The following is a 26,354-nucleotide window of genomic DNA, read 5'->3' as shown; positions in this document are numbered from 1 at the left end:
ACGGTCATGGGTCAAAATATAATTATATTCATTTTATTAATAACTACGATGCAAACGGCTACTATTTTTGAATTTAATAAAAACGTAAAAATTTCTAATTGGTCTGTAGTAGATGATGTGGTTATGGGAGGCAGGTCATCTAGCAAATTCTATTTGAATTATGAAGGTCACGGAGTTTTTGAAGGTAAAGTTTCCTTAGAAAATAACGGTGGATTCTCTTCTGTGAGATACGATTTTGATAAGATGAGCACCAAAGATTTTTCCAAAGTAGTTATAAAAGTTAAGGGAGATGGGAAGAGTTATCAGTTTAGAGTGAAAAGTAAGTCTACGGATTATTACTCATATATAAGCTTATTTAAGACTTCACAGGATTGGCAAACTATCGAATTAAAACTTTCAGAAATGTATCCTGTATTTAGAGGACGTGACCTTGATATGCCAAATTATGATAAGGAGAGTATAGAGGAAATAGCTTTTCTAATCGGGAATAAAAAAGCAGAATCCTTTAAACTAGAAATTGAATCTATTGTTTTGAAGTAATTTTCAGATCCTCTATTGATAATATGCTGAATAATTCAAAATAGATATCGGAACAACATGAGGCTCGTTAAACCATTGTCGTCACCCTGAACTGGTTTCAGGGTCTTTTTGGATTAATTTAGAAATCCATTACTTCTAGAAAACTATAAATAAAAAGCAGCGTCCATAAGATCGTTCGTAGCCAATTCTTATTCACTAATGAAACCAAATCACTTTTGCTCGAATTCTCATTTGAAATAATAGAATGAATTGGAACAAAGATCGCGAACGTAGAGATCCATATAAGGATAAGAATTACCAGGCTACTCACTGTATAAAAATTGGGGTTTGCGATTACTTGATAAATAGAAATCCCAAGTTGTCCGAACATTAGCGGGATAACTATAGCGCTAAAACGGGAAGTATATATTCTGTGCCATCTAACGAGGTTTTCTTTGTTAAAATGAAGAAAACTTGGATATACAATGCGTTGAATGATCCAAATTAAAACCACTAATCCAAAATCTAATAAAAGCCGAATAATATCTATTAGCATTATAAGTGCTTAGTGATTCTTGAACTCATGGGGTTAGTGATTGAAAAATAATAATTGATCAAATCTCCCTGATCGTTAACTAGATATTTCTGAAAATTCCATTTAACACTAGAACTTTTATTGCCGTTGAGGTCTTTAGAGGTAAGCCATTTATATAGAGGATGTTGTTTACTTCCTTTTACATTTATCTTCTCTGTAAGTAAAAATTTCACACTAAAATTTAGCTCGCAAAATTCTTGTATTTGGGACGCATCTCCTGGTTCTTGTTTGCCAAATTGATTACAAGGAGAACCAATAACAACAAGCTCGTCAGGATAGCGATCACTAAGCTTCTGTAATTCTTTATATTGTTTGGTAAAGCCACATTCTGAAGCCACATTGACAAAAAGTATTTTCTTGCCTTTAAATTCTGAAAGCGAAATCGGTTTGCCATTTATTGAGTTAATAGCAATATCATAGATGGATTGTCTTTTTGATTCTGATGAGGTAGTAGGAGACAATTTTGCTTTATCTATGGTTTTCATGACTATTTATTTTTCTTTACAAAATTCAATTTAAAAACTCGAAGTCGAAGTTAATCAATTATTAAGCTATTGCTATATAAACAAATTGGATAGGTTTGTTAAATAAAATCTATTATTGAATTGCTCTTCTTTACTGTCAATTCCAATACTATGTTCATTTCAAAGTTTTCAAAACAACTTAGTAAACTTTGTAAACTTGGGAATAGTGGTCTCCATATTTTAGAATAATTAAAGGAAGTTTTTTCCTTGACTTTCAAGTTCCTTAGAAATTATAATTTAGAATAAGATCAATATGAAACATATCGGTTTTGTTCAAGTAAAAGTTTGGATTATTAGGAAAGTCACCATTAGCTATTTTAGAGGTAAGAAGTACTTCCGGCTTAAAATTACTCCACTTTTTAAAGTTTAGAAATAGGTCGACATTTATATGGGTATAATCTGGCATGGCATATTTGTTCTGAACAGGATCTAAAACAGATGGTTTCCAATGCCTTCCAGCACTCAGAATGCTGGTTAAATTAATGTCTTCACTTAGTGCTACAGCGGATTTATAATTTAGGACAAGAGCATGATTATTTGCAGTTCCTTCACTTCGCTCTCGCTTTTGAAAGCTGAAAAGATCTTCTCTTCCCCATTCCCGAGGTGAAAGAAATTTTCCTTGAGAAAAAATTCTATCGTAAGCAATTGAAAATTCAGATCTATTCCATCCGTAAGTCATTTTGAATCCTAATATATCAGATGAATTTTGATTGAAATAACGTAAAGAATCTTGTTTGTTTCCTCCTTCATCTATCTTATTTTGGTGCAACCATTCTCCTTCTAGTGTGAAATTGCTATTTATCTTCAAGCGAGGTTTTATATAAAGCGAATTAGAGATATTATCTGTGTAATAATTCCAAAGGTCGATCTGTAGATCTTTAGTGACTTTTATATCTGAGTTGAAGAGTATCACAAAATCAGAATTTGTGTTGCCAGCATATAAATTACTTTCCCCAGAATTGTTTCTGCCCACAGGATAAGTTCCTATGCTCTCGCCAATTTTAAAAAACTTCCCAGTAGATCTGGGTGCTATCCTGTTTAGTACTCCTAGCTGGAATTCATTTGTTTTGCTACTCTTAAATTTATACCAGAATCCTTGAACTAATGTTGGGATCATTCTGCCATCTTGGGGATTGATCAATGGCGTGTTGATCTTTATTCTACCTAATTTAAATTGATGTTTTTGCAGCGTATATGTTGCATAGAGTTCACCTAAAAGAACTAGAATAGGATCCTCAAGGTCTAACCTATTAAAAAGCCCTTCTTCATACCTACTTAACTTATTTGTAGTAGCATCTGGAATTGTGAGATCTTGTAACCCAAGATTGTTGGAATTGTAGATGGCAGCTGCAACTTCAAAATTTTTATTAAACTTATATTGGTACTTTAAATTACCTCCTGTAGCAAGAGCTTGAAAATCCTTAAGTTTTTCTTTATTTACCGTTGCCATATAATATGTTCTCCACTGGCCGGAAAGGCTTCCTCTTTTTTCAAACTCCGTAGTGTCTTGAGAATAACCTAACATAGAGACCAAAATTAAAAATAACAGAAGCTGGTTTCGCATTTAAATTATTTGGTTTTATTAATGTTATATGTTTCCTTATAAAAGGCAATTATTGGTTTAAAAGGGCCGTATTTATGTTGATCTGCTGAAAAATCATCTGCGTATGGTCCGTACGGTGTAGATACTGGCTTTAATTTTTTGTCTGGATAATCTTTCTCTGTATTTGCTTTATGGGGTCTGCTGAAGCTGTTAATATATCCTGCAACATCAAATGCCTCCTGATCTGTTAAAACAGGATTGTCCCAAGTTGCTTGCCCAAATGGCATATTGCTTTTAATAAATTCTGCAGAGGTTATTACCCGATGCATTCCTGCTCCATCATTGTAGCTATCTTCTCCCCATAAAGGTGGATATTGATAGCCTGCCTTATTATCTGCAAGGCGTACCCCTTGTCCATTTTCTCCATGGCACACGGTGCATTGTTTTGTATATACTGCTTTTCCATGATTAAGATCTACTGCCGCCTCTGGTAAATCTATAGGTACATATCCTGCAAATTCTTTCTTTTTTTCCTCTGGTAATCCTTCTCCCAACCAATTCATATAGCTCACAATAGCTTTCATCTGCTGGGAATCTTTAGGAAGCTTTTTGCCATTCATGCTTCGTTCCATACATCCGTTTATCCTATCTTCCAGAGTCCCCATTTTATTAGAACGACCACCAAATTGTGGAAAGCGTTCTGCTACCCCGACCCAGGAAGCAGAACCTGCTTGAGTCCCAGCTTGTAAATGGCAGTTCGCACATGCTAAGTTATTACCTATATAGTGCATAGATGTATCGGCAACTTTAGTTCCTAAGTATTGTGGGGTTTCAGCAATTAATAAATAGCCTTCTTTAACCTCTTTGGGCATAGAGGCTAATTCTAATAGCACATCTTTAGGTTGCCATTCCAATTGAGCTTCTACAGCTATATTCTCATAGGAAGTCAAAGTTCCTGTTTGATAAGTGTATAAACCGATTAGTAATATAACTATAAAGGCAGCAAAGGCCATAAATAGTTTTACCAGACTAAGCACAAGTTTTTTGAACTCTTCCATACTGACTGAATTCGGTTAATAATAATCTCGATTGTATTTTAAATAATATTTCAAACGAAAGTATAACTACCACTTAAGTCTAACAGTAACAAATGTTACAGATTAAGCTAGAAACGAGTTTGTTTCGTTTTATATAACTTAGTCAAGAAGCTTATTGAGACATAGTTGAAGGCTTTAATATTTTTAAAAGCTTAAATAATGAAATTAGAATTAAAGGATTATGCATTTGTTGGAGTTCAAATAATATTATTCATGATCTATTTTTTAGATCTCCAATTTTTAAATTTTAGTATTCCTTATTGGCTTGAAGTAGTAACAGGGATGTTTACGATTCTTGGGGTTTTAATTATTTTAATCTCGATCCTTCAGCTCAACACAAATATATCTCCCTTTCCTTCACCCAGATCTAAAACAATATTAATCACAGGTGGAATGTTCAAATATATGCGTCATCCTATTTACAGTGGTATTATAATCTCCAGCATTAATTATTCTATATATTCTGGCTCGATCTATAAACTTATAGTTGCTGTAGTTTTGTGTGTTTTGTTTTATTTCAAATCTATGTATGAGGAAAGAAAATTGAGTCAGCAATTTTTAAATTATGAGCATTATAAGAAGGTTACAGGAAGATTCTTTCCGATATTTAAAAGATAAAATTAGTTCGAGATTATTTTACTAGCTAAATCCATCAAAATTTTTTCCCCAATTATTCTTTTTGATCTAGATGCAGCATAGAAAACCGTATTCTGATTTCATATAAATAGGGCTAGAAATGATAATTATCAGTTCAACTACGTTATAACTGGCTTAAATTGAGTACCTCAAAGGAATATCTCTAAGAATATTTTTATGGCTATAAATACTTTCGGAATAGTTGGTTTAAATAAAGAGGAGGTTTTGAGTTCCCGTCTCAAACATGGATCTAACACCATAGCCTTCAAGAAAAAAAATCAAATTATTGAGGCTTTAAAAAGTTTGATCAAAGAGCCAATGGTACTCTTATTACTAGCTGCATCTTCCATTTATTTTATCGTAGGAGAAATTGGAGATGGAATTTTTTTAGCTGTTGCAATTGTTTTGGTTGCAACAATTTCTCTATATCAGAATTCAAAAAGTAAAACTGCATTAGATAAATTAAAGAAAATCACCCAACCTAATTGTAATGTTATAAGGGAAGCAGAGGTTTCAACTATAGCCATAGAGGAGCTTGTAGTGGGAGATAGCATAATGGTAGAAGAAGGCACCACTATTCCCGCAGATGCTAGTATTGTTCATTCCAATGATTTTTTAGTAAATGAATCTCTACTTACAGGAGAATCCTTTTCTATTTATAAAGACCAGAATAAAGACAATAATTTAATCTTCATGGGATCTTATGTAACAGGGGGATTGGCTATTGCCACTGTTACGGCTATTGGAGCTAATACTAAATTGGGTGAAATAGGTAAAAGTGTAGAAGAAATAGATCAGGAAAAAACTCCTTTAGAAAATCAGATCAACAATTTTGTAAAAAAAATGATATTGGGTGGAACCCTGTTTTTTATCATTGTTTGGATATTAAATTATAGAGTTTCTTTAAGCCTATTAGATAGTTTCTTAAAAGCGCTAACTCTGGCAATGAGTATTTTACCTGAAGAGATCCCAGTAGCATTTACCACTTTTATGGCATTAGGTGCTTGGCGACTTATGAAGCAGGGAGTAATAGTTAAACAAATGAAAACTGTTGAGTCTCTAGGCAGCGCTACCGTGATTTGTGTGGATAAAACAGGAACTATAACCCAAAATAGAATGAGCTTGGTCTCTATTTATTCGATTGGAACTAAGGAATATCAAGATCCAAAAAAGCCTTTAAATGAAGCTGGAAAAGAACTTATTCGATTTTCTATGTGGGCCAGTGAACCTATTCCTTTTGATCCTATGGAAGTTGCTTTACATGAGGCATATTCTAATACATATTCTGTAGATGAGAGAAAGGATTATAAAATGATCCATGAATATCCGCTTGGTGGAAAACCACCAATGATGACTCATATATTTCAGAATAGCAAAGGAGAAAAAATTATAGCTGCTAAAGGAGCTCCTGAAGCATTTTTAGATATATCTAACCTAGATTCTGGGGAGAAGGAGGAAATACTTGAGGTAATTAAGAATTTAGCAAAAAAAGGATATAGGGTTTTAGGGGTAGGAGTTGCAGATTTTAGCGGTGAAAATTGGCCGAAACTCCAGCAAGAATTTAAGTTTGAGTATAAAGGTTTGGTAGCTTTTTATGATCCTCCAAAGAAAAATATAGAACACGTTTTTCAAGGATTTTATAAAGCTGGAATTAATGTAAAAATAATTACAGGTGATATTGCAGAAACGTCTATGGCAATTGCCAAAGAAACAGGTTTCAAAGGTTTTGAAAAACATATGACGGGAGATCAGCTAATGAAATTATCAGATTCCGAAATTCAAGAAGAGGTCTTAACTACACAGCTTTTTACTAGAATGTTTCCAGAAGCTAAACTGAGAATTATAAACGCACTAAAAGTTAAGGGAGAAATCGTAGCAATGACTGGAGATGGGATAAATGATGCACCAGCTCTTAAAGCAGCTCATATTGGTATCGCAATGGGTAAAAAAGGGACAGAGATCGCCAAACAAGCAGCTTCTTTGATCTTATTGGAAGATGATCTTGAAAAAATGGTGGATGCGATCGCTATGGGGCGTCGTATATATACTAATTTAAAAAAGGCAATACAATACATTATCTCTATCCATATTCCCATTATACTTATTGTTTCAATCCCATTAATTTTGGGTTGGATCTACCCAAACATTTTCTCTCCAATCCATATTATTCTATTAGAATTAATCATGGGGCCCACCTGTTCTATAGTTTATGAAAATGAACCAATAGAAAAGGATATAATGACAAAAAAACCAAGACCAATTTCTGCAACATTTTTTAATTGGAAGGAGCTAACAACAAGTGTATTACAAGGATTGGTGATCACCTTAGGTACTCTTGGAATATATCAGTTCTCCATAAGCTCTGGATATGATGAGGCTACAACAAGAACGATGGTTTTTACAACTCTTATTTCAGCAAATATATTTTTAACCTTTGTTAATCGGTCTTTCTATTATTCTTCATTAACCACCTTTAAATATGAAAATAAGTTGATCCCACTAATAATAGGGATAACGCTTGGAATTACAGCGATGCTTCTATTTATACCAGCTTTTACGAGGTTTTTTGAATTTGAGTTGCTAAATCTTTATCAAATTATACTGAGTGTAAGCATCGGGTTGATTTCTGTTATTTGGTATGAACTGGTGAAATGGCGAAAACGAAGTCAACATAGAATTCAATCGAATCAAGTTAGTTTTAACTAAAAATTTGATTTAGAGAAATTTTCAAATCAATGATATCTGTCATTTGGAAAAGCTGTATAACTGTCTAGTTTTAAACACTAATAATTCTTAATTATTTTAAAATGAAACTATCTAAACAATGCCTTTTCTTAAGCTTATTACTTTTTAGCTTCACATTACTGGGACAAGAAAAATGGTCTTTAGAATTTAAGCCTGGACTAAATTTTCCTAGTACAGAGATTGGAGAGACTAATTTGGAAACCGGTTTCGGTTTCGAATTGATAGGAGGATATTCCCTTTCACCTCAATTCGATGTGTATGCAGCATCTGGATGGAATCAATTTACAACTAAGGAAACATCTATAAATGGAGAGAGAGATGTGAAAGAAACTGGCTTTAGCTTGGGATTAAAATTTAAAGATCCGTTTCTGAATTTTGTAAAAACATCCTACGTACTAAATGTAGGTGGAATCTATAATAATTTGGAAGTAGAGGATAGATTAAATGAAACATCTGAAGATACGGGATACGGCTTAGGTTGGCAGGCTTCCGTAGGATTGGAATATTTGATTGCAGAAAACTGGTCTTTACGTCCAGAACTTAAATATCGCTCCCTTTCTAAAGACTTCAAATATCTCAATATTACAGAAAGTATAGATCATAGGTATATTTCATTTGGGATAGGACTTGCTGTAAGTTTTTAAGGCCTACACCAAACTTTATTTTGTAATATGATGAAAATCATATGTTTAAGGCTAATAATTAATTTATTTTACTTGAAAACAAAAGATGTTTACTTATGCTCTTTCCATAATCTGCTTACTTCTAATAATTTATATGTTATGGATACCGGTTATTTTATTTGTAGATACAAACTCTAATATTTACTCCATTCAATTAAAAGGTTTACTAAAAGCTAATATTGAAAAACATAAAGAAGAAATAATTAGGATAAAATTGAACATATTTTTTGCCAACTTCTATTTCTACCCTTTAAAAGATAGAAGTACAAGATCGATAAAAGAGAACATCGATAGAAAGAAGATTAGCACCCAGCAAAAATCTAAAGGATTTAGATTAAAAACAGGTTTGAAAATTTTGAGATCTTTTAGAATAAAGAAATTTAAGATAGATGTAGATACTGGAGATTATATTATTAATGCCAAAATGTTTGCAATAGCTCATTTAATTAATTCTGATGCTGGAGAATTTAATATCAATTTTGAAGGCAGAAATCGAATATTACTATCTATTTATAATAGACCCATCTATATTATTAAAGCATTTATTAATATTTAAAAATTAAGATTATGGACTTACATTTTGAAGAATTATTGGGAAGAGTGACAGATTTTATCAAGTCTGAAGCTAAAACAGAAACGATAGTAGGTGAACAATTTGAATTGGGAAATTTTAAGTGTGTTCCAGTTATTAAAGTAGGAATGGGATTTGGATCTGGTGGAGGTGAAGGTGGAATGACAAAGGGAAGTAGAGGTGAAGGCATGGGTGCTGGAGCAGGGGTAGGTATAGAACCAATAGGTTTTTTAGTGAGTAGGGAAGATGAAATTTCTTTCTTAGCTGCTGGAAAAGCCAATAACCTTTCGGCTATATTTGAAAAGGTTCCAGATCTTATTGAAAGGCTCTCTAAAAATAAGGCAAAGAAAGAATCGGAAGTTTCCTAACATCTCACACTACTGCTTCAAAAATAGGTGTTTAGTTTATTGGTGGAATTAGCTTTCCACTAATAAGTAAAGGTAAGTAACCTCTAAATTACATTCAAAACTGGAGTGTAAATCTTTTTATATAATTAAACGCATATACACATGAAAGCAATGATTCTTAATAAGATATCTTGCATTAAAGAGCACAGCTCTCCACTAGATTTGGTTGAAATTCCTATTCCCAGTCCAAAAGAGAATCAAGTTCTTATCCAGGTTTCATATTGCGGGGTGTGCCATACAGAATTAGATGAAATTGAAGGAAGGATAACTCTCATAAAATTCCCTATAATTCTAGGCCATCAAATTATTGGAACTATTACGAAAGTGGGATCGAAGATCACCAAATTTAAATTAGGAGAACGTGTGGGTGTTGCATGGATATTTTCTGCATGTGGGAAATGCAATTTCTGTAAGCAAGGAAACGAGAATCTTTGTGATAAGTTTGTTGCTACGGGAAAGGATGTTAATGGAGGATATGCTGAATATATGGTAGCTTTTGAAAATTACGTTTATTCCATTCCAGAGTTTTTTTCCGATCCCGAAGCAGCTCCTTTATTGTGCGCTGGAGCTATTGGGTATCGCTCGATAAAACTAGCTCAAATAATGAATGATAGCCAGATTGGCCTAATGGGTTTTGGAGCTTCCGCACATCTTGTTCTTAAAATGCTTAACTACCTTTATCCAAATTCAAAAGTATTTGTCTTTGCCAGAAATGAAAAAGAAAGGCTATTTTCTATAGATTGTGGAGCTGTTTGGTCTGGTAATATTACTCATCAACCTCCTAACAAATTAGATGTAATTATTGATACTACTCCCGTTTGGACGCCAATAATTAAATCCTTGGGCAATCTAAAAAAGGGAGGGAAGCTAGTAATAAATGCCATTAGGAAAGAAGATAAAGACAAAGATTATCTTCAAAAGATTTCTTACAAGGATCATTTATGGATGGAGAAGGAAATTAAAAGTGTAGCCAATGTCACCAGTATGGATGTATTAGAATTTCTAGAACTGGCAGTAAAAGCTTCAATAAAGCCTGAGGTTCAATTGTACTCTTTGGAAGAGGCAAATAAAGCACTATTCGATCTTAAAAATAAAAATATAAGAGGAGCTAAAGTTTTAAAAATTAACTGAGACAGCTTTAAATCATTCTAAGGAATTATCACGAACAACTATTTGGAGCAAGCATTTGGAAAGCAAAAGAATTAAATATGCTTAAAGATTATTCCAATAAACGAGAAGGAGAAAAGTTATTCATTATTAAAATTATTCATACCCTTATTTGGGCATTTTACAATGTGGTACTATTCTATTTATTATACGCTGTGATAGTTAATAGTATAGATAAATGGGTTTGGATATGTATTGGATTGGTATTGTTGGAAGGCATCATTCTGGTGTTATTCAAGATGTTTTGTCCATTAACAATTATGGCACGAAAATATTCAAACTCAACCAAAGACAACTTCGATATCTTTTTACCTAATTGGATAGCTCGTCATAACAAATTAATTTACACGGGCATTTTTACCATTTCCATTATTATTTTAATATATAGGCTAGTTACCAGTTAAACATGAATGAAAATAGGATATTGTTCTATTTAATTTGAAAGGGTTTTTTCGTTTTATAGAACCCCTTCAAAAAAAAATGAGCAGCCTTAAAAGTTTTGAAGCACTAAAAAGGGAATTTGAATTTGCAAACCTAATTTTTGAACTGTAGAAGGATATAATAAACTTTCCAAATAAGATTTTCTAGAATTTACCATAATGAGCATGTCAATTTTTTCTTTTTCGATTTCATCGTGGATCATCTTAATAAGATCTTCACCTTCACCTTCTATAAACTGAGTATTATTACCCGCCATCATATGTTTTATAGATTCCTTATTATCTTGTTGTCTGAAAGATAATTTTTTGGATTTCGAAATGTAAAGAAACTTAACTTGAGCTTTAAAGATTTTTGAAAGATTACTAACTAATTTTAATTCCTTTCGTTTCAGAGGAACAAGATAATTAGTAGGAAAAAGCATTTTCTGTAAATTTAATTTAGTGTAAGCTTTTGGGATGGCCAACACGGGGCATTTAATGTATTTTATAACCTGCAATGTGTTACTTCCAAAATCTATAGACCTGTTGTCGGTCCTACCTCTGGTTCCCATTACCACTACATCTATCTTTTCATTATCTACGAAATGGTTTACTTCATCTACTAAATTTCCAAACTTAGAAATAGCTTCAAAATGATGTTTAGGATTTGGATAGGTTTCTTTTAATATCATTAAAAGTTCACCCAACTGCTTTTCTGATTTCTTTTTTATAATATCCCTAAATTCTTCAAATAATGCCCTGGTTAAAACGGTGTGATTATCATAAACTTCATCTGCAAAAGTATGTATTATATAAAAGTTACTTTGTTCGTTTTTAAAAAGTTGCAAAGCATATTTTATAGCATTCATTGCATTTGCGGAAAAATCAGTAGGAATAAGAATTTTATTCATGATTGAAGATTTAATACTAGTTACTAATCTAGCTTTCCAGATATTCTTAAAAAATGATAATTCTCATGAAATCAAGGCTAGGTGTTCTTAATTTAAATCAATAAGAATTAAAATTAGATCCATGGCTATCAAGGAATTTCCCCACTTTCAAAGGTGCGTTTCCGTACTCTCATGTATGAATTACTATGATGGCATGAGTTTTAATAATTCTGGAGTAATTATAGAAATATATTAGTGATAAATAAGTGAAATTTAAATACCAACCAGGAAATTTAATTGCATAAAATAAGAACAGGTGAGCTAAAGCCCACCTGTTCCTGTTCTAGATATTGATCTATTTTTTTGTCTCATGATCTATATTTGCAATTTATATTCTAAACTACATTCAAGATAACTTCCAAAAAAACAATTTCAACCTCTAGATTTACATATGTTTAAGTAACCTCCTATAGTTACTGAGAATAGATAAAAACAGGGATGCCAAAAACATCCCTGTTCTCCTAGAAATAGTGATATTATATTAGAAGATAAATCTCGGTTACTCAGCTTTTTTTACAAAGCATCGTGCGAAACTATTCCAACAATCTTAAAACTACCTCTAAGTAGCTCTCATTGCTTTTACAATGAAAACTAATGATTAAGAGATTACTATTCCAATGAACTTATTAATTATACACTAAGCTAGTAGTTATTTTATTTAAATTATATGATAAATATCATACAGGAAGTAGGTTTACTTTAATTTTTAGAAAAGCATTTCTTTTGATAAAAAAAGTTCATTAGGGAGTTTACAATCATATTATGATCCTAAACTCCCCATTACCTTCCAGTAAAATGAAATATCACCCTACAAACACCTCAAATTAAAAGTTAGTAATCAAATAGTACTATATTTTCAATGAACTTTCCTTTTATAAGGCTAATGTATTGCGCTTTAAATGAGTTAAATATGATATATGTCATAAAGAAAATATTATTATCTAATAAAGAGCAAAATTCATATTCTTGGGTAAAATGAAGGATTTTAATCTGGTTTAGGTAAAGAATAGTTTAGTGAAATTAACTGATATCGATCATTTTAATCGAGATTTTTAACTCTTACTTTTAAAATGCAATTATATATATACTTTGAAAGAGAAAAACCTGTAAAGAGTACATTTCTTTGTTTTTTTAACAACTTTCTATTAACTAAAATCCTCAACTATGGATCATATATATAGTTTTAAAGAAATTGAAATTCCAATAGCTGAGGTTACTTTAAAAGGTAGATTAAGAGAGACGATAAATACTAAAGGCTTAATTGTTTTCTCTCATGGAAGTGGGAGTAGCAGGTTAAGTAGTAGAAATAATTATGTAGCAGAATTGCTTCAAGGTGCAGGGTTTTCATCTTTATTGTTCGATTTATTAACAGAGAAAGAGGACCTTTTTTATGGGAATAGGTTCAATATAGATCTTTTATGCGAACGATTGGTAAATGTAACGAATTGGATTGCTAATAATGAGAAGTTTAATGATTTGCACATTGGATATTTTGGCGCGAGTACTGGTGCAGCTTCAGCCTTGAAAGCAGCTGTCCAGCTAAAAGATAAAATATTTGCTGTAGTATCTAGGGGAGGAAGACCAGATCTTGCTTTAGCTGTTTTAGATAAAGTTACATGCCCTACACTATTAATTATTGGGAGTAAAGATCAGGATGTTATAGAATTAAATAAAAAAGCCTACGCTAAACTTGGAGGTATAAAAGAAATAGAAATAATAGAAGGCGCAACGCACTTATTTTCTGAACTCGGCAAATTAGAAGAAGTAGCAAAATATACCATTCATTGGTTTAATGAGTATTTAAAATAAGCTGAAATGAGATTTAAAGACAGAAAAGAAGCTGGCCAAATATTAGCAATTAAATTGCAAAAATATAAAGACGACGATGCCATAGTTTTAGCGATCCCAAGAGGGGGAGTTCCATTGGGGTATGCCATAGCAAAATCCTTAAAATTACCCTTGGAGGTGGTGCTTTCAAAAAAAATTGGACATCCTTTACATAAAGAATATGCGATTGGGGCTGTAACTTTAAAAAATAGAGTATTAAGTGATGTTACTTCTCATATATCTTCAGAATATATTGAAATGGAAACAAAGCGTATTAGAGAGAAGCTTAAAAAAAGATTTCATGAATATTATGGGAATAGAAAACCTTTACCGTTAAAAGGTCACACTTTAATTGTAGTGGACGATGGTATTGCTACCGGAAATACAATTCTATCTACAATTGAAATGCTGTTTGAAGAAAAGCCTCATAAGATGATAGTTGCAATTCCGGTTGCTTCCAACAATGCTTTACAAAAATTGCAACATTCACAATATATAGATGAGGTAGTTTGTCTTTTAGTTCCGGAAAACTTTAGGGCAGTAGGGCAGTTCTATCAAGATTTTGAACAAGTTGACGATGCAACTGTAGCACGATTATTAAATGAAGCTAATTCTTCGTACACTCAATAATTTTATTTATCTACTAAGCTAAAAGGATGTAGCTCTATAAGTTTTGGTGTTGTTTTTCCTGTTGTTATTGGGGAGATCGCCTTGGTTTTATTTATCCAAATATACTCATCGAACTGTGAGGGTAAAACTGCTTGAAAATAATGACTTAAGAGTTCGGTTTGTGGTTTATAGATTACACCAATAGCTCGTTCCAATTTTGGTATACTTAATAAAGCTTTTAGTTTCTCGTCAGAATGTTTTTCTCGTAAAGGAAGCGTGAAGTTAGCGATGTTAGTTTTATTGCAAAGATTTTCATAACTGCCAGCCGTAGATTTATTTACTGGCATCATTTTCATTTTATCTCCCCAATTATTAGCGGCAGCAACTGTTCCTGTATGTGTGCCAAATCCAATGTGGTATGATTTTGAACCAAAATGCTCTTTGCACAAATGACCTATGTTAATTTCGCCTCTGGAATACATTTCTGTAGCCATAGCATTACCAATGTGAGAATTATGTGCCCAAACTACCGCTTTAGTTTCTGGACCAAAATAGGACAACAACGATTTTAGTGTATAGAACATGTGAAAATCCCTTAAGTTCCAAGATTCTGCACTTCCATAATACATGGCCTTGTAGTAGCGCTCTGCATCTACCACAACAGTAGCATTTTGATAGGTGTAAAAATATTCGGGAGAATGATTTAATCTGTTTTTATTTTTTAAGAGATCGAACAAGATTTTAATAATCTCCTTTTCACAGCTTTCCAACTTGTTACTAAGCACTAATTTTCCATATATGGTAGGATCTGCCATATATGGTGTGATACATCCATATCTTTCTTTTACTATTTTTGCCAATTGCGCATCTACTCCTTCAAGATATTTTATCACTAAATCTATCGAATTTTCAAGTCCGTAAAGGTCCAATCCAAAAAAACCAATACTATTTTGGTGTAATGCATTGTGCTTTTTAAGCCACTCTACAAAGTCCAAAACTTCCATATTTCTCCACATCCATTGAGGGAACCTAGCAAAAGGCATCCAGTCCTGCTGTTTGTAGTTGTTTCTAACATAATTGTTTATTTGTTCTGCATCGGACCAATCGGCTTCGGCACAAACAAATTGGAACCCCTTTTTTTCTATAAGAGCTTTTGTAATCTCTTGCCGAGTGAGGTAAAATTCAGACGTACCGTGAGAAGCTTCCCCCAACAGCACAACTTTGGCATTTCCAATTCGTTCTAAAAGACCATCTAATGGATACTCTTTAACTGAATTAAACGAAATAGAATTAATTCCAATCTCATCAATAATTTCATTTTCATCTACTATAGCTTTATTAATTATTGGCAATGCTTTGGGAGTAGGGATGTAATAATTCTCTCTTATTGTTTTAAATTTAAATTGAGTTTCGGATGTCCTCTGGGTGAATTCCATCATTACATGAGCCCAATCTGGACCTATAGGAGCTAATAACGTCCCATTAATCTTCAATTGTTCTCGAATGCTTTGTGGCATTTCTTTGAATTCCGAAGCTATTAAAATTGCATCAAATGGTGCTTTTTCTTCCCAACCTAGTTCCGGATTGCCAATTTTAATAGATACATTGGTAATATTAACGGTTTTTAAAACTTCCTTACTCCATTTAGCATATGTTTCATTAGTTTCTATAGTATAAACGTTCTTGTAAATTCTTGAGAGGACCACTAAAATAAAAATAGAATCTACTCCCGCTATAAGGATCTTTTCACCCTCTTTAATTTTTAGATGCTCTAACATTTTTGCTACAACAAGCACCCTCGGCTCTATAGTATCCAAAGATTTTTCGATTCTAACATCATCATAAAAATAGGGATGTAGAATTTCCGATAAATAGAATTCTTCCGGAATATTCTGAAATGCCTTTAACAAGAGTGTATTCTGAATTCCTTTATCTCTTAAATGGGCTTCAATACTATTTTTTTTCATCTTGTATTTATTTATGCTATATAAATGTAATTAGGTAGGTTGATATTAAGAATGATTTCGATCATGTTAATATTGAAGAATGTTGTTTAATTTCAGTCAGCATAATAATAAGGCGCTTTTTTAGAATCGTGAATTGAAAAGCAAATAAGAATGAAAAAGCTTGAAGAAAAATCAACAATCTGGAATATAGATGGTTTTGAGTTAGCTATTTCCAATCCCCACAAGATCTACTGGCCAAAAGAGAACTATACTAAGTTGGATTTACTAAATTATTATAAACAAATTGCTCCAATCCTCTTACCCTATTTAAAGAATAGACCTGCAACTATGCATTTTTTCCCGAGAGGGATTGAAGATTTTTCATTTTATAAACGAAATTTTGAGGATAAAGTCCAAGAGACACGCTTGTTTGTCACCGTTCCATATAATGAAATAAGTAAAGATAAGATCATCCAAGTTCTCTTGATTCAAAATGCAGCGGGAATATTATGGCTAGCAGCGAGAGGCGGTATAGAATTCCATTTATGGTCTGCAGAAGCCCCTAATTTTGATCATCCGGATATTGCTATTTTTGATCTGGATGTTGCAGATGTTTTATATTTTAAAAATGTTTTAAAGGCAGCTGGGTATCTAAATGAGTTACTACTTTCTTATAATTTAAAAGGATATCCAAAAACTACAGGAGGTACCGGCCTGCATATATATGTTCCTATTGTACCAAAATATTCTTTTGAGACTGTTAGGGGGTGGGTAAAATCCATAAGTGATTTGTTAGTTGAACAATACCCGAAATTGGTCACTACCCAAAGGAAAAAAGGTAAAACACACCAAAAAGATAAAGTGACATTAGATTATATGCAAAATGTTATTAGTAGAAATACAGCCGCACCGTATACTATTCGTGGCTATGATATGGCACCCATATCTACACCATTAAACTGGGATGAAGTTAAAAAAGGTGGATTTATCCCCACAGATTTTACCATTAAAAATGTTCCTGAAAGAATTAAAAAATTAGGAGACATTTTTACTGAAGTTATAAAGTTAAAACAGATCTTACCTGTTGGCATAGGATCATAGGTTTATTGTAAGTTTAATGGGGCAATGATCTGATCCATAAATATCTGAGAGGATCTCTGCAGCACTAATTTTTGGAAGTAAAGTATCACTTACCAGAAAATAGTCTATTCTCCAACCAATATTATTTTCTCTCGCCTTAAAGCGATAGGTCCAGTAGGTATAAGCAATCTCATTTGGATGAAAATGCCTAAAGGTGTCCACCAAACCTGTAGCTAATAAATTATCCATTCCATCAATTTCAACTTGAGTATATCCTGCCGTTTTATTGTAGTTGGCCTTATCATTTTTGAGATCGATAGGTTGATGAGCTACATTAAAATCGCCTATAACGAGTATTGGTTTTTTCTTTTTTAGATCATTTAAATATTCTAGAAAATCTTGATCCCACTTTTTTCTGTACTCCAGCCTGTTTAATTGCTGACCCGAATTAGGTACATAAACATTAACTAAATAAAAATCCTCATAAGTGGCACAAATAATCCTACCTTCTGTGTCATGCTCTTCTATACCCATAGCTTTTTCTATTTTAGATGGAGCTATTTTACAAAGCAACACAGTTCCTGAATACCCCTTTCTCAAAGCTGGATTCATATGGATCCCATATATTCTTAAGGGCGTCAATGCTTTTAATACCTCACTTTTAGAAGCTTTGACTTCCTGTAAGCATAGTATATCTGGGTTAAGACTAGTTATGGTATCTATAAACCCTTTTTTAATGATGGCTCGAAGGCCATTTACATTCCAAGAAATTATAATCATGGCCGGTATGCTTTAGTAAGAATTATAAAAACTCCTTTAAATATTGTTAGTAATTCTTCTTTTTAATTAGCAAGACACTTTAATAAAATTAATATTTCTCCTCCTTTACAGATATTTATAGATTCTAAATAACAGTAACCTTTTCTTTTATCAAATGATATATGTCAAGAAGATTAAAATGCTTTTATCAACAGGCATATTGGTTTATTGAATAATGTATATATAGAAATATAATGTTTGAGTTAATTTTTTTCATTCCTATGCGGTATGATTTTTTAATTTTCTATACTTTTTCCAGCTGATGAATATCATTTTTATTGGCGAAAACCCCTGCTATATTTGAATACGGAATAAATACATGTATATGGGGAAAACCAAAACCATTTTAGATAATTCAAAAGATTTCTTTGCTGAAGTTGGTGACATGTCTTATTTCACGGCCCGTTTCTTTCGGGAGGTATTTAAGCCACCATTTGAGTTTAAGGAATTAATGCGTCAATGTTTTAATATGGGTAATAGATCCTTATTACTTGTCGTGGTAACAGGATTTATTTTAGGCTTGGTATTTACTTTACAATCCAGACCTACCCTTATGGAATTTGGAGCAGAATCTTGGATGCCTTCTATGGTGGGGATTTCTATAGTACGTGAAATAGGCCCGGTGATCATTGCTCTTATTTGTGCAGGTAGAATTGGTTCTGGAATTGGAGCAGAATTAGGCTCTATGCGGGTAACAGAACAAATAGATGCTATGGAAGTGTCGGGTACCAATCCATTCAAATATTTGGTGGTTACAAGAATAGCTGCTACCACATTAATGTTGCCTTTACTTATAGTTACTGGAGATACTGTAGCCCTACTGGGATCGGCACTCATAGAGAATTTAAAAGGAGATGTTTCTTATCTTTTATATTTCAATCAGGTTTTTGATGCTATTACATATGCAGATATTGTTCCTGCAACCATAAAATCTTTTTTCTTCGGATTTGCTATTGGCTTGGTCGGTTGCTATAAAGGATATTATTGTTCTAAAGGAACTGTAGGAGTAGGAGAGGCCTCAAATGCAGCTGTGGTTTACACTTCTATGCTATTATTTATTATAGATTTTATCGCAGTATTTATAACCGATATATTTTTTTAAATCTAATGGAATCTAATAATAAAACAGCACCGGTTTTAGAACTCAAAGATTTACAAAAAAGCTTTGGTGAAAACCACGTATTAAATGGTTTTAATTTGAAACTATATAAAGGTGAAAATTTAGTGGTGATGGGGAAATCTGGCTCCGGCAAATCTGTAATGATAAAATGCTTAGTTGGTTTAATTGAAGCAGATAGTGGTAGCATTAGAATTAAAGATCATGATATTACCAAGTTGGGCCAAAATGAATTAGATATTTTAAGAACTGAGATCGGTTTCTTATTCCAAGGAAGTGCATTATATGATTCTATGACCGTTAGAGAAAATTTAGAATTTCCACTAAGGCGCCATAAAAAAATGCTCGAGTTAAAAGGAAATACAGAAAGCTTAGTAGTAGAGGCATTAACAAATGTGGGATTGGCAGATGCCATAGATCTTATGCCAGCTGAACTTTCTGGCGGAATGCAAAGACGTGTGGCTTTAGCCAGAGCACTTATTTTAAAACCTAAAATTATTTTGTATGACGAGCCAACAACGGGCTTGGACCCCATAACGGCCAAGGAAATAATTCAACTTATGAGAACCATCCAAGACACTTATAATACATCTTCATTAATTATAACTCATGATGTAGATTGCGCACGAGTTATATCTAATAGGATGATATTGCTTGTAGATGGGATCAATTATGCAGAAGGCACTTATCAAGAATTAATAGCTTCACAAGATCCAAAAGTTCAAGCATTCTTTAAAAATTAATAAGTATGAACAAGTCAGCTTCACAAAAAATAAAATTAGGAATATTTGTAGTGGTAGGTTCACTTCTTCTAATATTCGCACTCTATTTTATAGGAAATAGACAACATTTATTCAGTAAAAATATTCAGATTTATGCAGAGTTTACTAATGTTAATGGCTTGCAATTAGGAAATAATGTGCGCTATTCTGGAATTAATGTTGGAACCGTAGGCAAAATTGAAATGCTAGGGGAATCTCAAATTATCATCGAGATGATGATAGAAGAAAAAACAGCGAAATTTATTAGGAAGAATGCTATTGCCACTATTGGTTCTGATGGTTTAGTAGGAAGTATGGTTGTTAATATTATCCCTGGAAAAGGAGAATCTCCATTTGTGAGCTCGAATGATACAATTATTTCCTTCAGTAAAATTGGAACAGATGATATGTTATCTACCTTAAACGTAACCAATGAAAATGCAGCCTTGTTAACAGCAGATCTTTTAAAGATCACCAATAAGATTTTAGAAGGTAAAGGAACCCTTGGAGTTCTAATTGCAGACACTACAATGGCCGGGAATATCAAAGAAACCATAGATAAGCTTAAAGCAACTTCAATAAGCACCTCTAACACCATGTATAAATTAAATAAAGTGATCGCCAGAATAGATATGGAGGAAAGTGTGGCTGGTGTCTTATTTAATGATTCCCTTGCTGGACAACAATTAAAATCGGTGATCAATAATTTAGAGAGATCGAGTGAGGATATTAGTAGTATCACTAAAAACTTGGAAGAGATTATCACAGAGATAAAAAATGGAGATGGGGCTCTAAATCATTTAACCACAGATGAGAATTTGGTGAAAGATATAGACTCTACAATGCTTTATATAAAGGAATCTACTTTTAAATTGAATCAAAATATGGAAGCTTTAAAGCATAATTTTTTCTTTAGAGGATATTTTAGAAAGTTGGAAAGACAGAAAAAAAGAGAAATTAAAAACAATTAACTCAATGATCATGAAAATAGAACATTTAGAAGAACGTATTATAGACTATATAGAATCTATTAAAACTGTAGTAGATAAAAAAGTGCACTGGAACGATCTAACAAAACCACTTTTACATAAAACTTTAAAAGGGATCACAACTCAGTATGAGATGGGGTGGAGAGTACAGGAACTCAATTGGATCCATAATAATGAAGCAATAAATATCTCTTTTGATTCTTTTCCAAAGGACCTTATAGATTGTACAAACCAGATACCTGCATTTCAATTTATTCCTGGAGGTGCTTTGGTATTTTCACAGACCTATAGTGGCGATGTATTTATTTTCATTCTTTTTCCTGAAATTGATTCCTTGCCTTTAGAAAATAATATTACAGAGATTGGACTATTTAATCCAACAGACATAAATGAAAAATTCATCATAGAAAAAGTAGATGAATTCTTGAAGGAGATGATAAAATGGGAACTTCCAAATAAACCTAAAAAATTAGGCTTTCAGCAAACAACTGTAAAACAGGAATTATAACAAATGTTCTTGTATTTCTAATTCTTTAATAGCTTCACGATAACCAATTTCAAAAATAGCATCTAAGGTTTTCAAATCGAAGATCCCAAACTTAGTGAGTCCCGCAGGAGATATAACAAAATCACAGTGTTTAAATTTATAAAGGGATTGGTTTCCTAAACTTATTTGTAGAGATCTATTTAGAATTTGATAAGAATGGTTTAGATCTTCAATTTGTATGGTCTCTAAAGGATTTACGAAGACTCCAATTATTTTATTACATATTGGAATTAGAGGTTCAATAGGAAAATTATTCAGGACCCCGCCATCTATATAAACTCCTTTTTCAATTGAAATTGGGGTAAATACTCCCGGGAAAGAAGCCGAAGCTAGGACGGGTTTTATCAATTCTCCAGAACTAAAGATCTTAATTTTTCCATCTATTAAATTTGTAGCGGTAACAAACAGTTTTTTTTCCAAAGATGCAAAATCATCTTTTTTAAAGAAACCCTCAAGGTCTTTATAAAATTTTAAAGTGTCTATAAATCCCGGTTTGTTTATCGCATAGCGCCTATAATTGAAAATAGGAATTTCCTTAAAGAATTTAAAAATATCCTGCCAGGGATTTCCTGCAGCGTACATGGCTCCCACGATTGCTCCGGCACTAGTGCCAGAAATGTGGGTAATTTGCACTCCTCGCTCTTCAAAAGCCTTAAGAGCTCCTATATGTGCCACTCCTCGTGCGCCTCCACCCGATAGAACCAAACCAATTCCCATATTTCAATAAATTATATATTCATTTCTAAACTCCCTTCAAATTATAAGCAATTTGACAGCTTATTTATTTTTTATCACTTTTTCTCCAAGCCACCACTTTCTTCTTATTGGAGTTTTCTTCAACTTATATTTTTTAATTGTTGAGGTATCTAATTTAGTAACTATATCATCTACGGAATCTGTCACGAAAATATATTGGAGATCTTTTTCAGAGATAGTCCCATTTAACTTCATGATCTCCAAATGTTCCAATAACTCTGAATGATATTCTTTTCCGAAGAGTACTATTGTGAATTCATCTATTTTTTGGGTTTGTATAAGAGTAAGGGATTCAAAAAGTTCATCCATAGTTCCAAATCCACCAGGCATAACAATGAAGGCATAAGAATATTTTACCAACATAACCTTGCGCACAAAAAAGTAGGGAATATTAATCCATTTATGCAAATAGGGATTTGGGCTTTGTTCTATAGGTAATACAATATTACAGCCAACAGAGAAACCACCCGCTTCAAAAGCTCCTTTATTGGCAGCTTCCATTATTCCAGGTCCTCCTCCAGTCATTACTGTAAATCCCATTTTTGCCAAAGCTCTGCCTAATTCTTCGGTTTGCTTATAAAAAGGGCTGTTTGGGCCTATCCTTGCAGATCCAAATACGGTAACACAAGGTCCTAAAAAGTGCATTTTTCGGAAAGATTGTATGAAATACCATGCAACTTTTGCCGTAAAATACAATTCAGATAGCCTAGATCTTGGACCTTGAAGAAACGAACGTTCCTCGGTTAAAACAGGTAATTTATTATTGGTTTTTCTCATGATCTTGAATAATAAATTTTTTCTGATCTAAACCTTGGGATCGGGATTGGTAGTTCATCCAAAAGTGATAGATCTCCACCTGGCTAGTTTTTAGGTATAAGTTAAATGTATCGTTAGAATCCAAGATATTCGAAGATAAAGCCATGCGTGGATATTTAGATTTTGTCTCTAAATTAATTATATAGGAAACTTATTGGAATGATAATTATCACCTTATGCTGAACTTCTGGTTTAGCTAATAATGCTTCCATCCCCCATTTCTATAATACGATCTGTTTTATCGGCAAAATCTTTATCATGAGTAACTACAAGAAGGGATAAACCTTGCTCTTCACTTAACTGCTTGAAAATGTTGAATACATTTTCTGAATTATAGCTATCTAAATTCCCGGTAGGTTCATCTCCCATTATTATAGATGGATTATTTATTAATGCTCTGGCTATTGCCACGCGCTGTTTCTCACCTCCAGAAATTCTCGAAGCTTTTTTATTTGCTAGATTCTCTATTCCTAGAATTCGAAGTTTTTCTACAGCATCATGTTTGATCTCTGTATTGGATTTTTCTGCTAATTTTTTAGCTGGAAGCATCACGTTTTCTAGTACCGAAAATTCTGCCAATAGATAGTGGAACTGAAAAACAAAACCAATATGTTTATTTCGAATATAGGAAAGCTCATCCCGAGGTTGCCCAGTAATCAATTTATCATTTAAATACAATTCTCCCTTGTAGCCCGTATCCATTGTAGATAATATATATAATAAAGTAGATTTTCCGCAACCAGATTTCCCCATGATAGATACAAATTCACTCTGTTGCACTTTAAAATTGATATCTTTAAGTACATGAAATAGCACAGGCTTTTCAAAGTATTTATTAAGGTTTCTAGCTTCAAGTACTGTTTTCATCTTAACTTTTTATTGCCCTCTTATAATATTTACAGGATCTATTTTTCTTGCTTTTAAGGATGGTAAATAACCGGCTAGAAAAGTTGAGATCATTGCAAAACTTATCCCTATTACATAAAACCATGGATTGTAATTTATGGGATATGTAGCAATGGTTGGCAGTGCTTCTGTCTGGAAAGGAATTTGATCTATTACAGAAGATAAAATATATCCAATAATTAAACCTAAGATCCCTCCAACCAATCCAATAATTATAGCTTGTGTCATAAAGATCATCTGTACATCTTTTCCAGAAAAACCTGTTGCTTTTAAGATCGCTATATCATTCATTTTTTCATAAATAAGCATATTTAAAATATTATAAATACCAAAACCCGCAACAATTAGTAAGGTTAGGGAAACAGCATAGGTAATAAGGTTTCTAATCGTTGTGCCTGTTTCAAATTGTGCATTTGCTGTATTAATATCTATTGCGGTTAGATTGAATTGTTGCTCAATCTTTTTGGCCAGAGGAAGCGCATTTTCTATATCGTATAATTTCACATTTATATCTGTGATGTAATTTTCCGGCTCCCCTAAAATGCGTTGTACAGTTTTTAAATTCGCAAAACTTTGAATATTATCTAGATCTGCAATTCCGCTTTGATAAATGCCTACTATTTTAAGCGGAAAAATATCTCCTGTAATGGTACTTATTTGTACTCTGTCTCCAAGTTTTAAAGACATTTTTTCTGCAATTCCAGCTCCTAATAAAATTCCGTTATCACTAATATGTAAACTCTCTGCAGTACCTTGAGTGATATAATCCTCAAAATTAAATAAGGAGGCTTCTTTAAGAACTTCTATCCCAGTAAGATTTCCTCCTAATTCTATAGATCCTGCTATATAAAAAATTTGAGTTTTAATTTGTGGTAACGCCCCTCGTACCAGTTTATCCTTATTTAAATGCTGAATTATAGGAAGCGCATTATGAATTTTTCTCTGAGTTTGTTTCGGCTTTACAGAATGAACTATATTAAAAGCATTTTCAAATTCCTTATAAATAGCTACTGGCTGTTTTTCTGAAGGTTCTATTTCATTAAAAATATGAACATGAGGAGTCTGATTAAGGATTAGATCGTCCAACATTCCATTAAGACCAGTCATAAAACCCACTAAAGTGATATAAGATCCAATTCCAAATGTTACTCCCAAAGCAGCAATAGAGGTTTGCTTAATCTTAGTGATCAAGTGTGTTTTCGCAATACTTAATATAAGCTTCCAATTTATCATTTTTCGGGTTTGTAGATCCATGTGTCTTCTGTGATCCCAGAAAGGATTTCCACAACATCCATACTTTGAAGTCCAAGTACTATTTCTTTAATTCCATCTTCAGTTCTAACTTTAGTGCCTTCAATTAAATATTCCTTAGGAATTGTAAGTGTGTTTTTCTTGATAGCAATTATGATATTTGCTTCTCCAGATAGTCCTGGATATAGTATTTCAGGAGCTTTAACAAAATTTGCTTCCACTAGAAAAGTCTGATTTCGTTCATTCTTTTCAGGATAAATTTTGCTTACTAAAGCCTTAAAAGTTTTATCTGGGTAAGCATCCAAAATAATGATCACTTCCTGTCCTTTCTTAATTTTCACAATGTCTACTTCATCTACCAGCATTTCAATTATAAAGGTATTTGCGCTACCAATAGAGGCTAGAGGCTGTGTTGTATTAATGATCTCGCCAGGATTTTTATTTAAAGCATAAACTTTTCCATTGATTTTGCTGGTTACCTTAAAATCTTCTGTAGTAGTAACAGAGTTTTTGTAATTATTCTCTGCCTGTTTTAATTGAATTTGAAGTTCATTCTTTGTCCTTCCAAATTCACTTTTTAAGAGATTTAATGAATTTTTAGAAAGTTGATAGCTAAGTTCTTTAGTATCATATTCGGCCTTGGAACCAATGTATTGATCCCATAAATTTTTTTGTCTAAAATAATTTATAGAATCATTTATAAGCTTGAGCTTTTGTGCTTTAATCTTCTCTTCTAAACTTTTTAAAATTGCATTGCTGCCGGAATAATTTTTTTGAGCCAGATTATAGGAGAGCAGGGCATTTTCAGCATTTAACTTTGGGTTGGTGTTAATTATTTGGGCAAGAGCAGCTCCTTTACTTACCAAATCACCTTCTTCTACCAGATTTCTTTCCAAGATGCCATTAACTATAGCGTATACTTGATATAAACTGTCTGGTTGTATAATTACTGAAGAATAAACAGATTCTGTTATGGTTGTTAAATTTGGCTGTATTTTTTCATCCTTTTTTGAACAGAACGTCAATAGTATAAGAAGCATGCTGTATACAACTGATTTAAACATTTTAATAATT

General features: G+C 32.7%; 28 protein-coding genes. 15 read left to right on the top strand and 13 right to left on the bottom strand.

The features are described from left to right. Positions 1-6 precede the first annotated feature (6 nt). Positions 7-540 (top strand): CIA30 family protein, encoded by a 534-nt coding sequence (locus BC962_RS09785; protein ID WP_245984133.1) that lies wholly within the window; start codon positions 7-9, stop codon positions 538-540. Between the two features lie 118 nt (positions 541-658). On the opposite strand, the gene BC962_RS09780 is transcribed toward BC962_RS09785, so the two are convergent. From BC962_RS09780 to BC962_RS09765, 4 genes are all read right to left on the bottom strand, one after another. Then, a complete protein-coding gene (locus BC962_RS09780; protein WP_121345818.1) occupies positions 659-1,075 on the bottom strand; it encodes a hypothetical protein in 417 nt (138 codons plus the stop codon). Next, positions 1,075-1,599: a glutathione peroxidase gene (locus BC962_RS09775; RefSeq protein WP_121345817.1), complete on the bottom strand. Its 525-nt coding sequence runs from the start codon at positions 1,597-1,599 to the stop codon at positions 1,075-1,077. Before BC962_RS09775 ends, BC962_RS09780 begins: the two co-directional genes overlap by 1 nt. 262 nt (positions 1,600-1,861) lie before the next feature. Then, a complete protein-coding gene (locus BC962_RS09770; RefSeq protein ID WP_121345816.1) occupies positions 1,862-3,202 on the bottom strand; it encodes an OprD family outer membrane porin in 1,341 nt (446 codons plus the stop codon). 5 nt (positions 3,203-3,207) lie between these two features. Next, positions 3,208-4,239 (bottom strand): c-type cytochrome, encoded by a 1,032-nt coding sequence (locus BC962_RS09765; RefSeq protein ID WP_121345815.1) that lies wholly within the window; start codon positions 4,237-4,239, stop codon positions 3,208-3,210. A gap of 198 nt (positions 4,240-4,437) precedes the next feature. Here BC962_RS09765 and BC962_RS09760 point away from each other — a divergent pair, with 198 nt between their 5' ends. The 7 genes from BC962_RS09760 (at position 4,438) to BC962_RS09730 (ending at position 10,891) form a co-directional block, all read left to right on the top strand. Beyond that, a complete protein-coding gene (locus tag BC962_RS09760; protein ID WP_121345814.1) occupies positions 4,438-4,896 on the top strand; it encodes a methyltransferase family protein in 459 nt (152 codons plus the stop codon). A gap of 195 nt (positions 4,897-5,091) precedes the next feature. After that, entirely contained in the window at positions 5,092-7,620 is a 2,529-nt protein-coding gene (locus BC962_RS09755) for a cation-translocating P-type ATPase (protein ID WP_121345813.1), read from the top strand. Positions 7,621-7,721: 101 nt separating this feature from the next. Next, entirely contained in the window at positions 7,722-8,303 is a 582-nt protein-coding gene (locus BC962_RS09750) for an outer membrane beta-barrel protein (RefSeq protein ID WP_121345812.1), read from the top strand. Positions 8,304-8,436: 133 nt separating this feature from the next. Continuing rightward, a complete protein-coding gene (locus tag BC962_RS09745) occupies positions 8,437-8,898 on the top strand; it encodes a hypothetical protein (RefSeq protein ID WP_147405644.1) in 462 nt (153 codons plus the stop codon). An 11-nt stretch (positions 8,899-8,909) separates the two neighbouring features. Then, positions 8,910-9,281, top strand: a complete 372-nt coding sequence (locus tag BC962_RS09740) for a GerW family sporulation protein (RefSeq protein WP_121345810.1) — start codon at positions 8,910-8,912, stop codon at positions 9,279-9,281. Positions 9,282-9,422: 141 nt separating this feature from the next. Next, on the top strand, positions 9,423-10,451 hold the full coding sequence (locus BC962_RS09735; RefSeq protein ID WP_121345809.1) for a zinc-dependent alcohol dehydrogenase family protein: 1,029 nt from the start codon (positions 9,423-9,425) through the stop codon (positions 10,449-10,451). Between the two features lie 77 nt (positions 10,452-10,528). Then, on the top strand, positions 10,529-10,891 hold the full coding sequence (locus BC962_RS09730) for a hypothetical protein (protein ID WP_121345808.1): 363 nt from the start codon (positions 10,529-10,531) through the stop codon (positions 10,889-10,891). Positions 10,892-10,977: 86 nt separating this feature from the next. Here the strand turns inward: BC962_RS09730 and BC962_RS09725 are convergent, their stop codons facing one another. Continuing rightward, complete coding sequence (locus tag BC962_RS09725; RefSeq protein ID WP_121345807.1) at positions 10,978-11,817, bottom strand: universal stress protein; 840 nt, start codon at positions 11,815-11,817, stop codon at positions 10,978-10,980. Positions 11,818-13,020: 1,203 nt separating this feature from the next. On the opposite strand from BC962_RS09725, the gene BC962_RS09720 reads away from it, so the two are divergent. After that, the gene (locus BC962_RS09720; RefSeq protein WP_121345806.1) at positions 13,021-13,665 is read left to right on the top strand and encodes a dienelactone hydrolase family protein; all 645 of its coding nucleotides are present in this window, start codon (positions 13,021-13,023) and stop codon (positions 13,663-13,665) included. Positions 13,666-13,671: 6 nt separating this feature from the next. Then, positions 13,672-14,313, top strand: a complete 642-nt coding sequence (locus BC962_RS09715) for a phosphoribosyltransferase (RefSeq protein WP_121345805.1) — start codon at positions 13,672-13,674, stop codon at positions 14,311-14,313. 2 nt (positions 14,314-14,315) lie between these two features. Here the strand turns inward: BC962_RS09715 and BC962_RS09710 are convergent, their stop codons facing one another. Beyond that, the gene (locus BC962_RS09710; protein ID WP_121345804.1) at positions 14,316-16,259 is read right to left on the bottom strand and encodes an erythromycin esterase family protein; all 1,944 of its coding nucleotides are present in this window, start codon (positions 16,257-16,259) and stop codon (positions 14,316-14,318) included. A gap of 150 nt (positions 16,260-16,409) precedes the next feature. Here BC962_RS09710 and ligD point away from each other — a divergent pair, with 150 nt between their 5' ends. After that, positions 16,410-17,339 (top strand): non-homologous end-joining DNA ligase, encoded by a 930-nt coding sequence (gene ligD / locus BC962_RS09705; RefSeq protein ID WP_121345803.1) that lies wholly within the window; start codon positions 16,410-16,412, stop codon positions 17,337-17,339. Here ligD and BC962_RS09700 read toward each other — a convergent pair. Then, positions 17,334-18,098, bottom strand: coding sequence for an exodeoxyribonuclease III (locus tag BC962_RS09700; RefSeq protein WP_121345802.1), 765 nt, complete (start codon positions 18,096-18,098; stop codon positions 17,334-17,336). The two genes, ligD and BC962_RS09700, sit on opposite strands and share 6 nt — an antisense overlap. 364 nt (positions 18,099-18,462) lie before the next feature. On the opposite strand from BC962_RS09700, the gene BC962_RS09695 reads away from it, so the two are divergent. From BC962_RS09695 to BC962_RS09680, 4 genes are read left to right on the top strand one after another with little or no spacing between them, the layout of a single operon-like run. Next, on the top strand, positions 18,463-19,239 hold the full coding sequence (locus BC962_RS09695; RefSeq protein WP_394337510.1) for an MlaE family ABC transporter permease: 777 nt from the start codon (positions 18,463-18,465) through the stop codon (positions 19,237-19,239). A 5-nt stretch (positions 19,240-19,244) separates the two neighbouring features. Further along, positions 19,245-19,997 (top strand): ABC transporter ATP-binding protein, encoded by a 753-nt coding sequence (locus tag BC962_RS09690; RefSeq protein ID WP_121345800.1) that lies wholly within the window; start codon positions 19,245-19,247, stop codon positions 19,995-19,997. Positions 19,998-20,002: 5 nt separating this feature from the next. After that, positions 20,003-20,986 (top strand): MlaD family protein, encoded by a 984-nt coding sequence (locus tag BC962_RS09685; protein ID WP_121345799.1) that lies wholly within the window; start codon positions 20,003-20,005, stop codon positions 20,984-20,986. A gap of 10 nt (positions 20,987-20,996) precedes the next feature. Then, on the top strand, positions 20,997-21,512 hold the full coding sequence (locus BC962_RS09680) for a hypothetical protein (RefSeq protein ID WP_121345798.1): 516 nt from the start codon (positions 20,997-20,999) through the stop codon (positions 21,510-21,512). Here BC962_RS09680 and BC962_RS09675 read toward each other — a convergent pair. The 6 genes from BC962_RS09675 to BC962_RS09655 form a co-directional block, all read right to left on the bottom strand. Beyond that, the gene (locus tag BC962_RS09675) at positions 21,507-22,268 is read right to left on the bottom strand and encodes a patatin-like phospholipase family protein (RefSeq protein ID WP_121345797.1); all 762 of its coding nucleotides are present in this window, start codon (positions 22,266-22,268) and stop codon (positions 21,507-21,509) included. The two genes, BC962_RS09680 and BC962_RS09675, sit on opposite strands and share 6 nt — an antisense overlap. 60 nt (positions 22,269-22,328) lie before the next feature. Beyond that, on the bottom strand, positions 22,329-23,084 hold the full coding sequence (locus BC962_RS09670; protein ID WP_121345796.1) for an LOG family protein: 756 nt from the start codon (positions 23,082-23,084) through the stop codon (positions 22,329-22,331). After that, complete coding sequence (locus tag BC962_RS16370) at positions 23,068-23,229, bottom strand: hypothetical protein (protein ID WP_183075486.1); 162 nt, start codon at positions 23,227-23,229, stop codon at positions 23,068-23,070. The genes BC962_RS09670 and BC962_RS16370 overlap by 17 nt, the downstream gene beginning before the upstream one ends. An 86-nt stretch (positions 23,230-23,315) precedes the next feature. Continuing rightward, on the bottom strand, positions 23,316-23,990 hold the full coding sequence (locus BC962_RS09665; protein ID WP_121345795.1) for an ABC transporter ATP-binding protein: 675 nt from the start codon (positions 23,988-23,990) through the stop codon (positions 23,316-23,318). A gap of 9 nt (positions 23,991-23,999) precedes the next feature. After that, positions 24,000-25,262, bottom strand: a complete 1,263-nt coding sequence (locus BC962_RS09660) for an ABC transporter permease (RefSeq protein WP_121346057.1) — start codon at positions 25,260-25,262, stop codon at positions 24,000-24,002. After that, a complete protein-coding gene (locus BC962_RS09655) occupies positions 25,259-26,344 on the bottom strand; it encodes an efflux RND transporter periplasmic adaptor subunit (RefSeq protein WP_121345794.1) in 1,086 nt (361 codons plus the stop codon). The genes BC962_RS09660 and BC962_RS09655 overlap by 4 nt, the downstream gene beginning before the upstream one ends. Positions 26,345-26,354 lie beyond the last annotated feature (10 nt).

Source organism: Gillisia mitskevichiae (assembly GCF_003634585.1).
GTDB classification, from domain to species: domain Bacteria; phylum Bacteroidota; class Bacteroidia; order Flavobacteriales; family Flavobacteriaceae; genus Gillisia; species Gillisia mitskevichiae.
The sequence above is the reverse complement of the archived record's forward strand: the minus strand, read 5'-3'. Positions and strand labels throughout refer to the sequence as shown.

What these genes read in the sequence shown, in the direction of transcription:
- BC962_RS09785 (WP_245984133.1), top strand. Translation starts at nt 7, where the DNA reads ATGGGTCAAAATATAATTATATTCATTTTATTAATAACTACGATGCAA.
- BC962_RS09780 (WP_121345818.1), bottom strand. Translation starts at nt 1,075, where the DNA reads ATGCTAATAGATATTATTCGGCTTTTATTAGATTTTGGATTAGTGGTT.
- BC962_RS09775 (WP_121345817.1), bottom strand. Translation starts at nt 1,599, where the DNA reads ATGAAAACCATAGATAAAGCAAAATTGTCTCCTACTACCTCATCAGAA.
- BC962_RS09770 (WP_121345816.1), bottom strand. Translation starts at nt 3,202, where the DNA reads ATGCGAAACCAGCTTCTGTTATTTTTAATTTTGGTCTCTATGTTAGGT.
- BC962_RS09765 (WP_121345815.1), bottom strand. Translation starts at nt 4,239, where the DNA reads ATGGAAGAGTTCAAAAAACTTGTGCTTAGTCTGGTAAAACTATTTATG.
- BC962_RS09760 (WP_121345814.1), top strand. Translation starts at nt 4,438, where the DNA reads ATGAAATTAGAATTAAAGGATTATGCATTTGTTGGAGTTCAAATAATA.
- BC962_RS09755 (WP_121345813.1), top strand. Translation starts at nt 5,092, where the DNA reads ATGGCTATAAATACTTTCGGAATAGTTGGTTTAAATAAAGAGGAGGTT.
- BC962_RS09750 (WP_121345812.1), top strand. Translation starts at nt 7,722, where the DNA reads ATGAAACTATCTAAACAATGCCTTTTCTTAAGCTTATTACTTTTTAGC.
- BC962_RS09745 (WP_147405644.1), top strand. Translation starts at nt 8,437, where the DNA reads ATGTTATGGATACCGGTTATTTTATTTGTAGATACAAACTCTAATATT.
- BC962_RS09740 (WP_121345810.1), top strand. Translation starts at nt 8,910, where the DNA reads ATGGACTTACATTTTGAAGAATTATTGGGAAGAGTGACAGATTTTATC.
- BC962_RS09735 (WP_121345809.1), top strand. Translation starts at nt 9,423, where the DNA reads ATGAAAGCAATGATTCTTAATAAGATATCTTGCATTAAAGAGCACAGC.
- BC962_RS09730 (WP_121345808.1), top strand. Translation starts at nt 10,529, where the DNA reads ATGCTTAAAGATTATTCCAATAAACGAGAAGGAGAAAAGTTATTCATT.
- BC962_RS09725 (WP_121345807.1), bottom strand. Translation starts at nt 11,817, where the DNA reads ATGAATAAAATTCTTATTCCTACTGATTTTTCCGCAAATGCAATGAAT.
- BC962_RS09720 (WP_121345806.1), top strand. Translation starts at nt 13,021, where the DNA reads ATGGATCATATATATAGTTTTAAAGAAATTGAAATTCCAATAGCTGAG.
- BC962_RS09715 (WP_121345805.1), top strand. Translation starts at nt 13,672, where the DNA reads ATGAGATTTAAAGACAGAAAAGAAGCTGGCCAAATATTAGCAATTAAA.
- BC962_RS09710 (WP_121345804.1), bottom strand. Translation starts at nt 16,259, where the DNA reads ATGAAAAAAAATAGTATTGAAGCCCATTTAAGAGATAAAGGAATTCAG.
- ligD (WP_121345803.1), top strand. Translation starts at nt 16,410, where the DNA reads ATGAAAAAGCTTGAAGAAAAATCAACAATCTGGAATATAGATGGTTTT.
- BC962_RS09700 (WP_121345802.1), bottom strand. Translation starts at nt 18,098, where the DNA reads ATGATTATAATTTCTTGGAATGTAAATGGCCTTCGAGCCATCATTAAA.
- BC962_RS09695 (WP_394337510.1), top strand. Translation starts at nt 18,463, where the DNA reads ATGGGGAAAACCAAAACCATTTTAGATAATTCAAAAGATTTCTTTGCT.
- BC962_RS09690 (WP_121345800.1), top strand. Translation starts at nt 19,245, where the DNA reads ATGGAATCTAATAATAAAACAGCACCGGTTTTAGAACTCAAAGATTTA.
- BC962_RS09685 (WP_121345799.1), top strand. Translation starts at nt 20,003, where the DNA reads ATGAACAAGTCAGCTTCACAAAAAATAAAATTAGGAATATTTGTAGTG.
- BC962_RS09680 (WP_121345798.1), top strand. Translation starts at nt 20,997, where the DNA reads ATGAAAATAGAACATTTAGAAGAACGTATTATAGACTATATAGAATCT.
- BC962_RS09675 (WP_121345797.1), bottom strand. Translation starts at nt 22,268, where the DNA reads ATGGGAATTGGTTTGGTTCTATCGGGTGGAGGCGCACGAGGAGTGGCA.
- BC962_RS09670 (WP_121345796.1), bottom strand. Translation starts at nt 23,084, where the DNA reads ATGAGAAAAACCAATAATAAATTACCTGTTTTAACCGAGGAACGTTCG.
- BC962_RS16370 (WP_183075486.1), bottom strand. Translation starts at nt 23,229, where the DNA reads ATGGCTTTATCTTCGAATATCTTGGATTCTAACGATACATTTAACTTA.
- BC962_RS09665 (WP_121345795.1), bottom strand. Translation starts at nt 23,990, where the DNA reads ATGAAAACAGTACTTGAAGCTAGAAACCTTAATAAATACTTTGAAAAG.
- BC962_RS09660 (WP_121346057.1), bottom strand. Translation starts at nt 25,262, where the DNA reads ATGATAAATTGGAAGCTTATATTAAGTATTGCGAAAACACACTTGATC.
- BC962_RS09655 (WP_121345794.1), bottom strand. Translation starts at nt 26,344, where the DNA reads ATGTTTAAATCAGTTGTATACAGCATGCTTCTTATACTATTGACGTTC.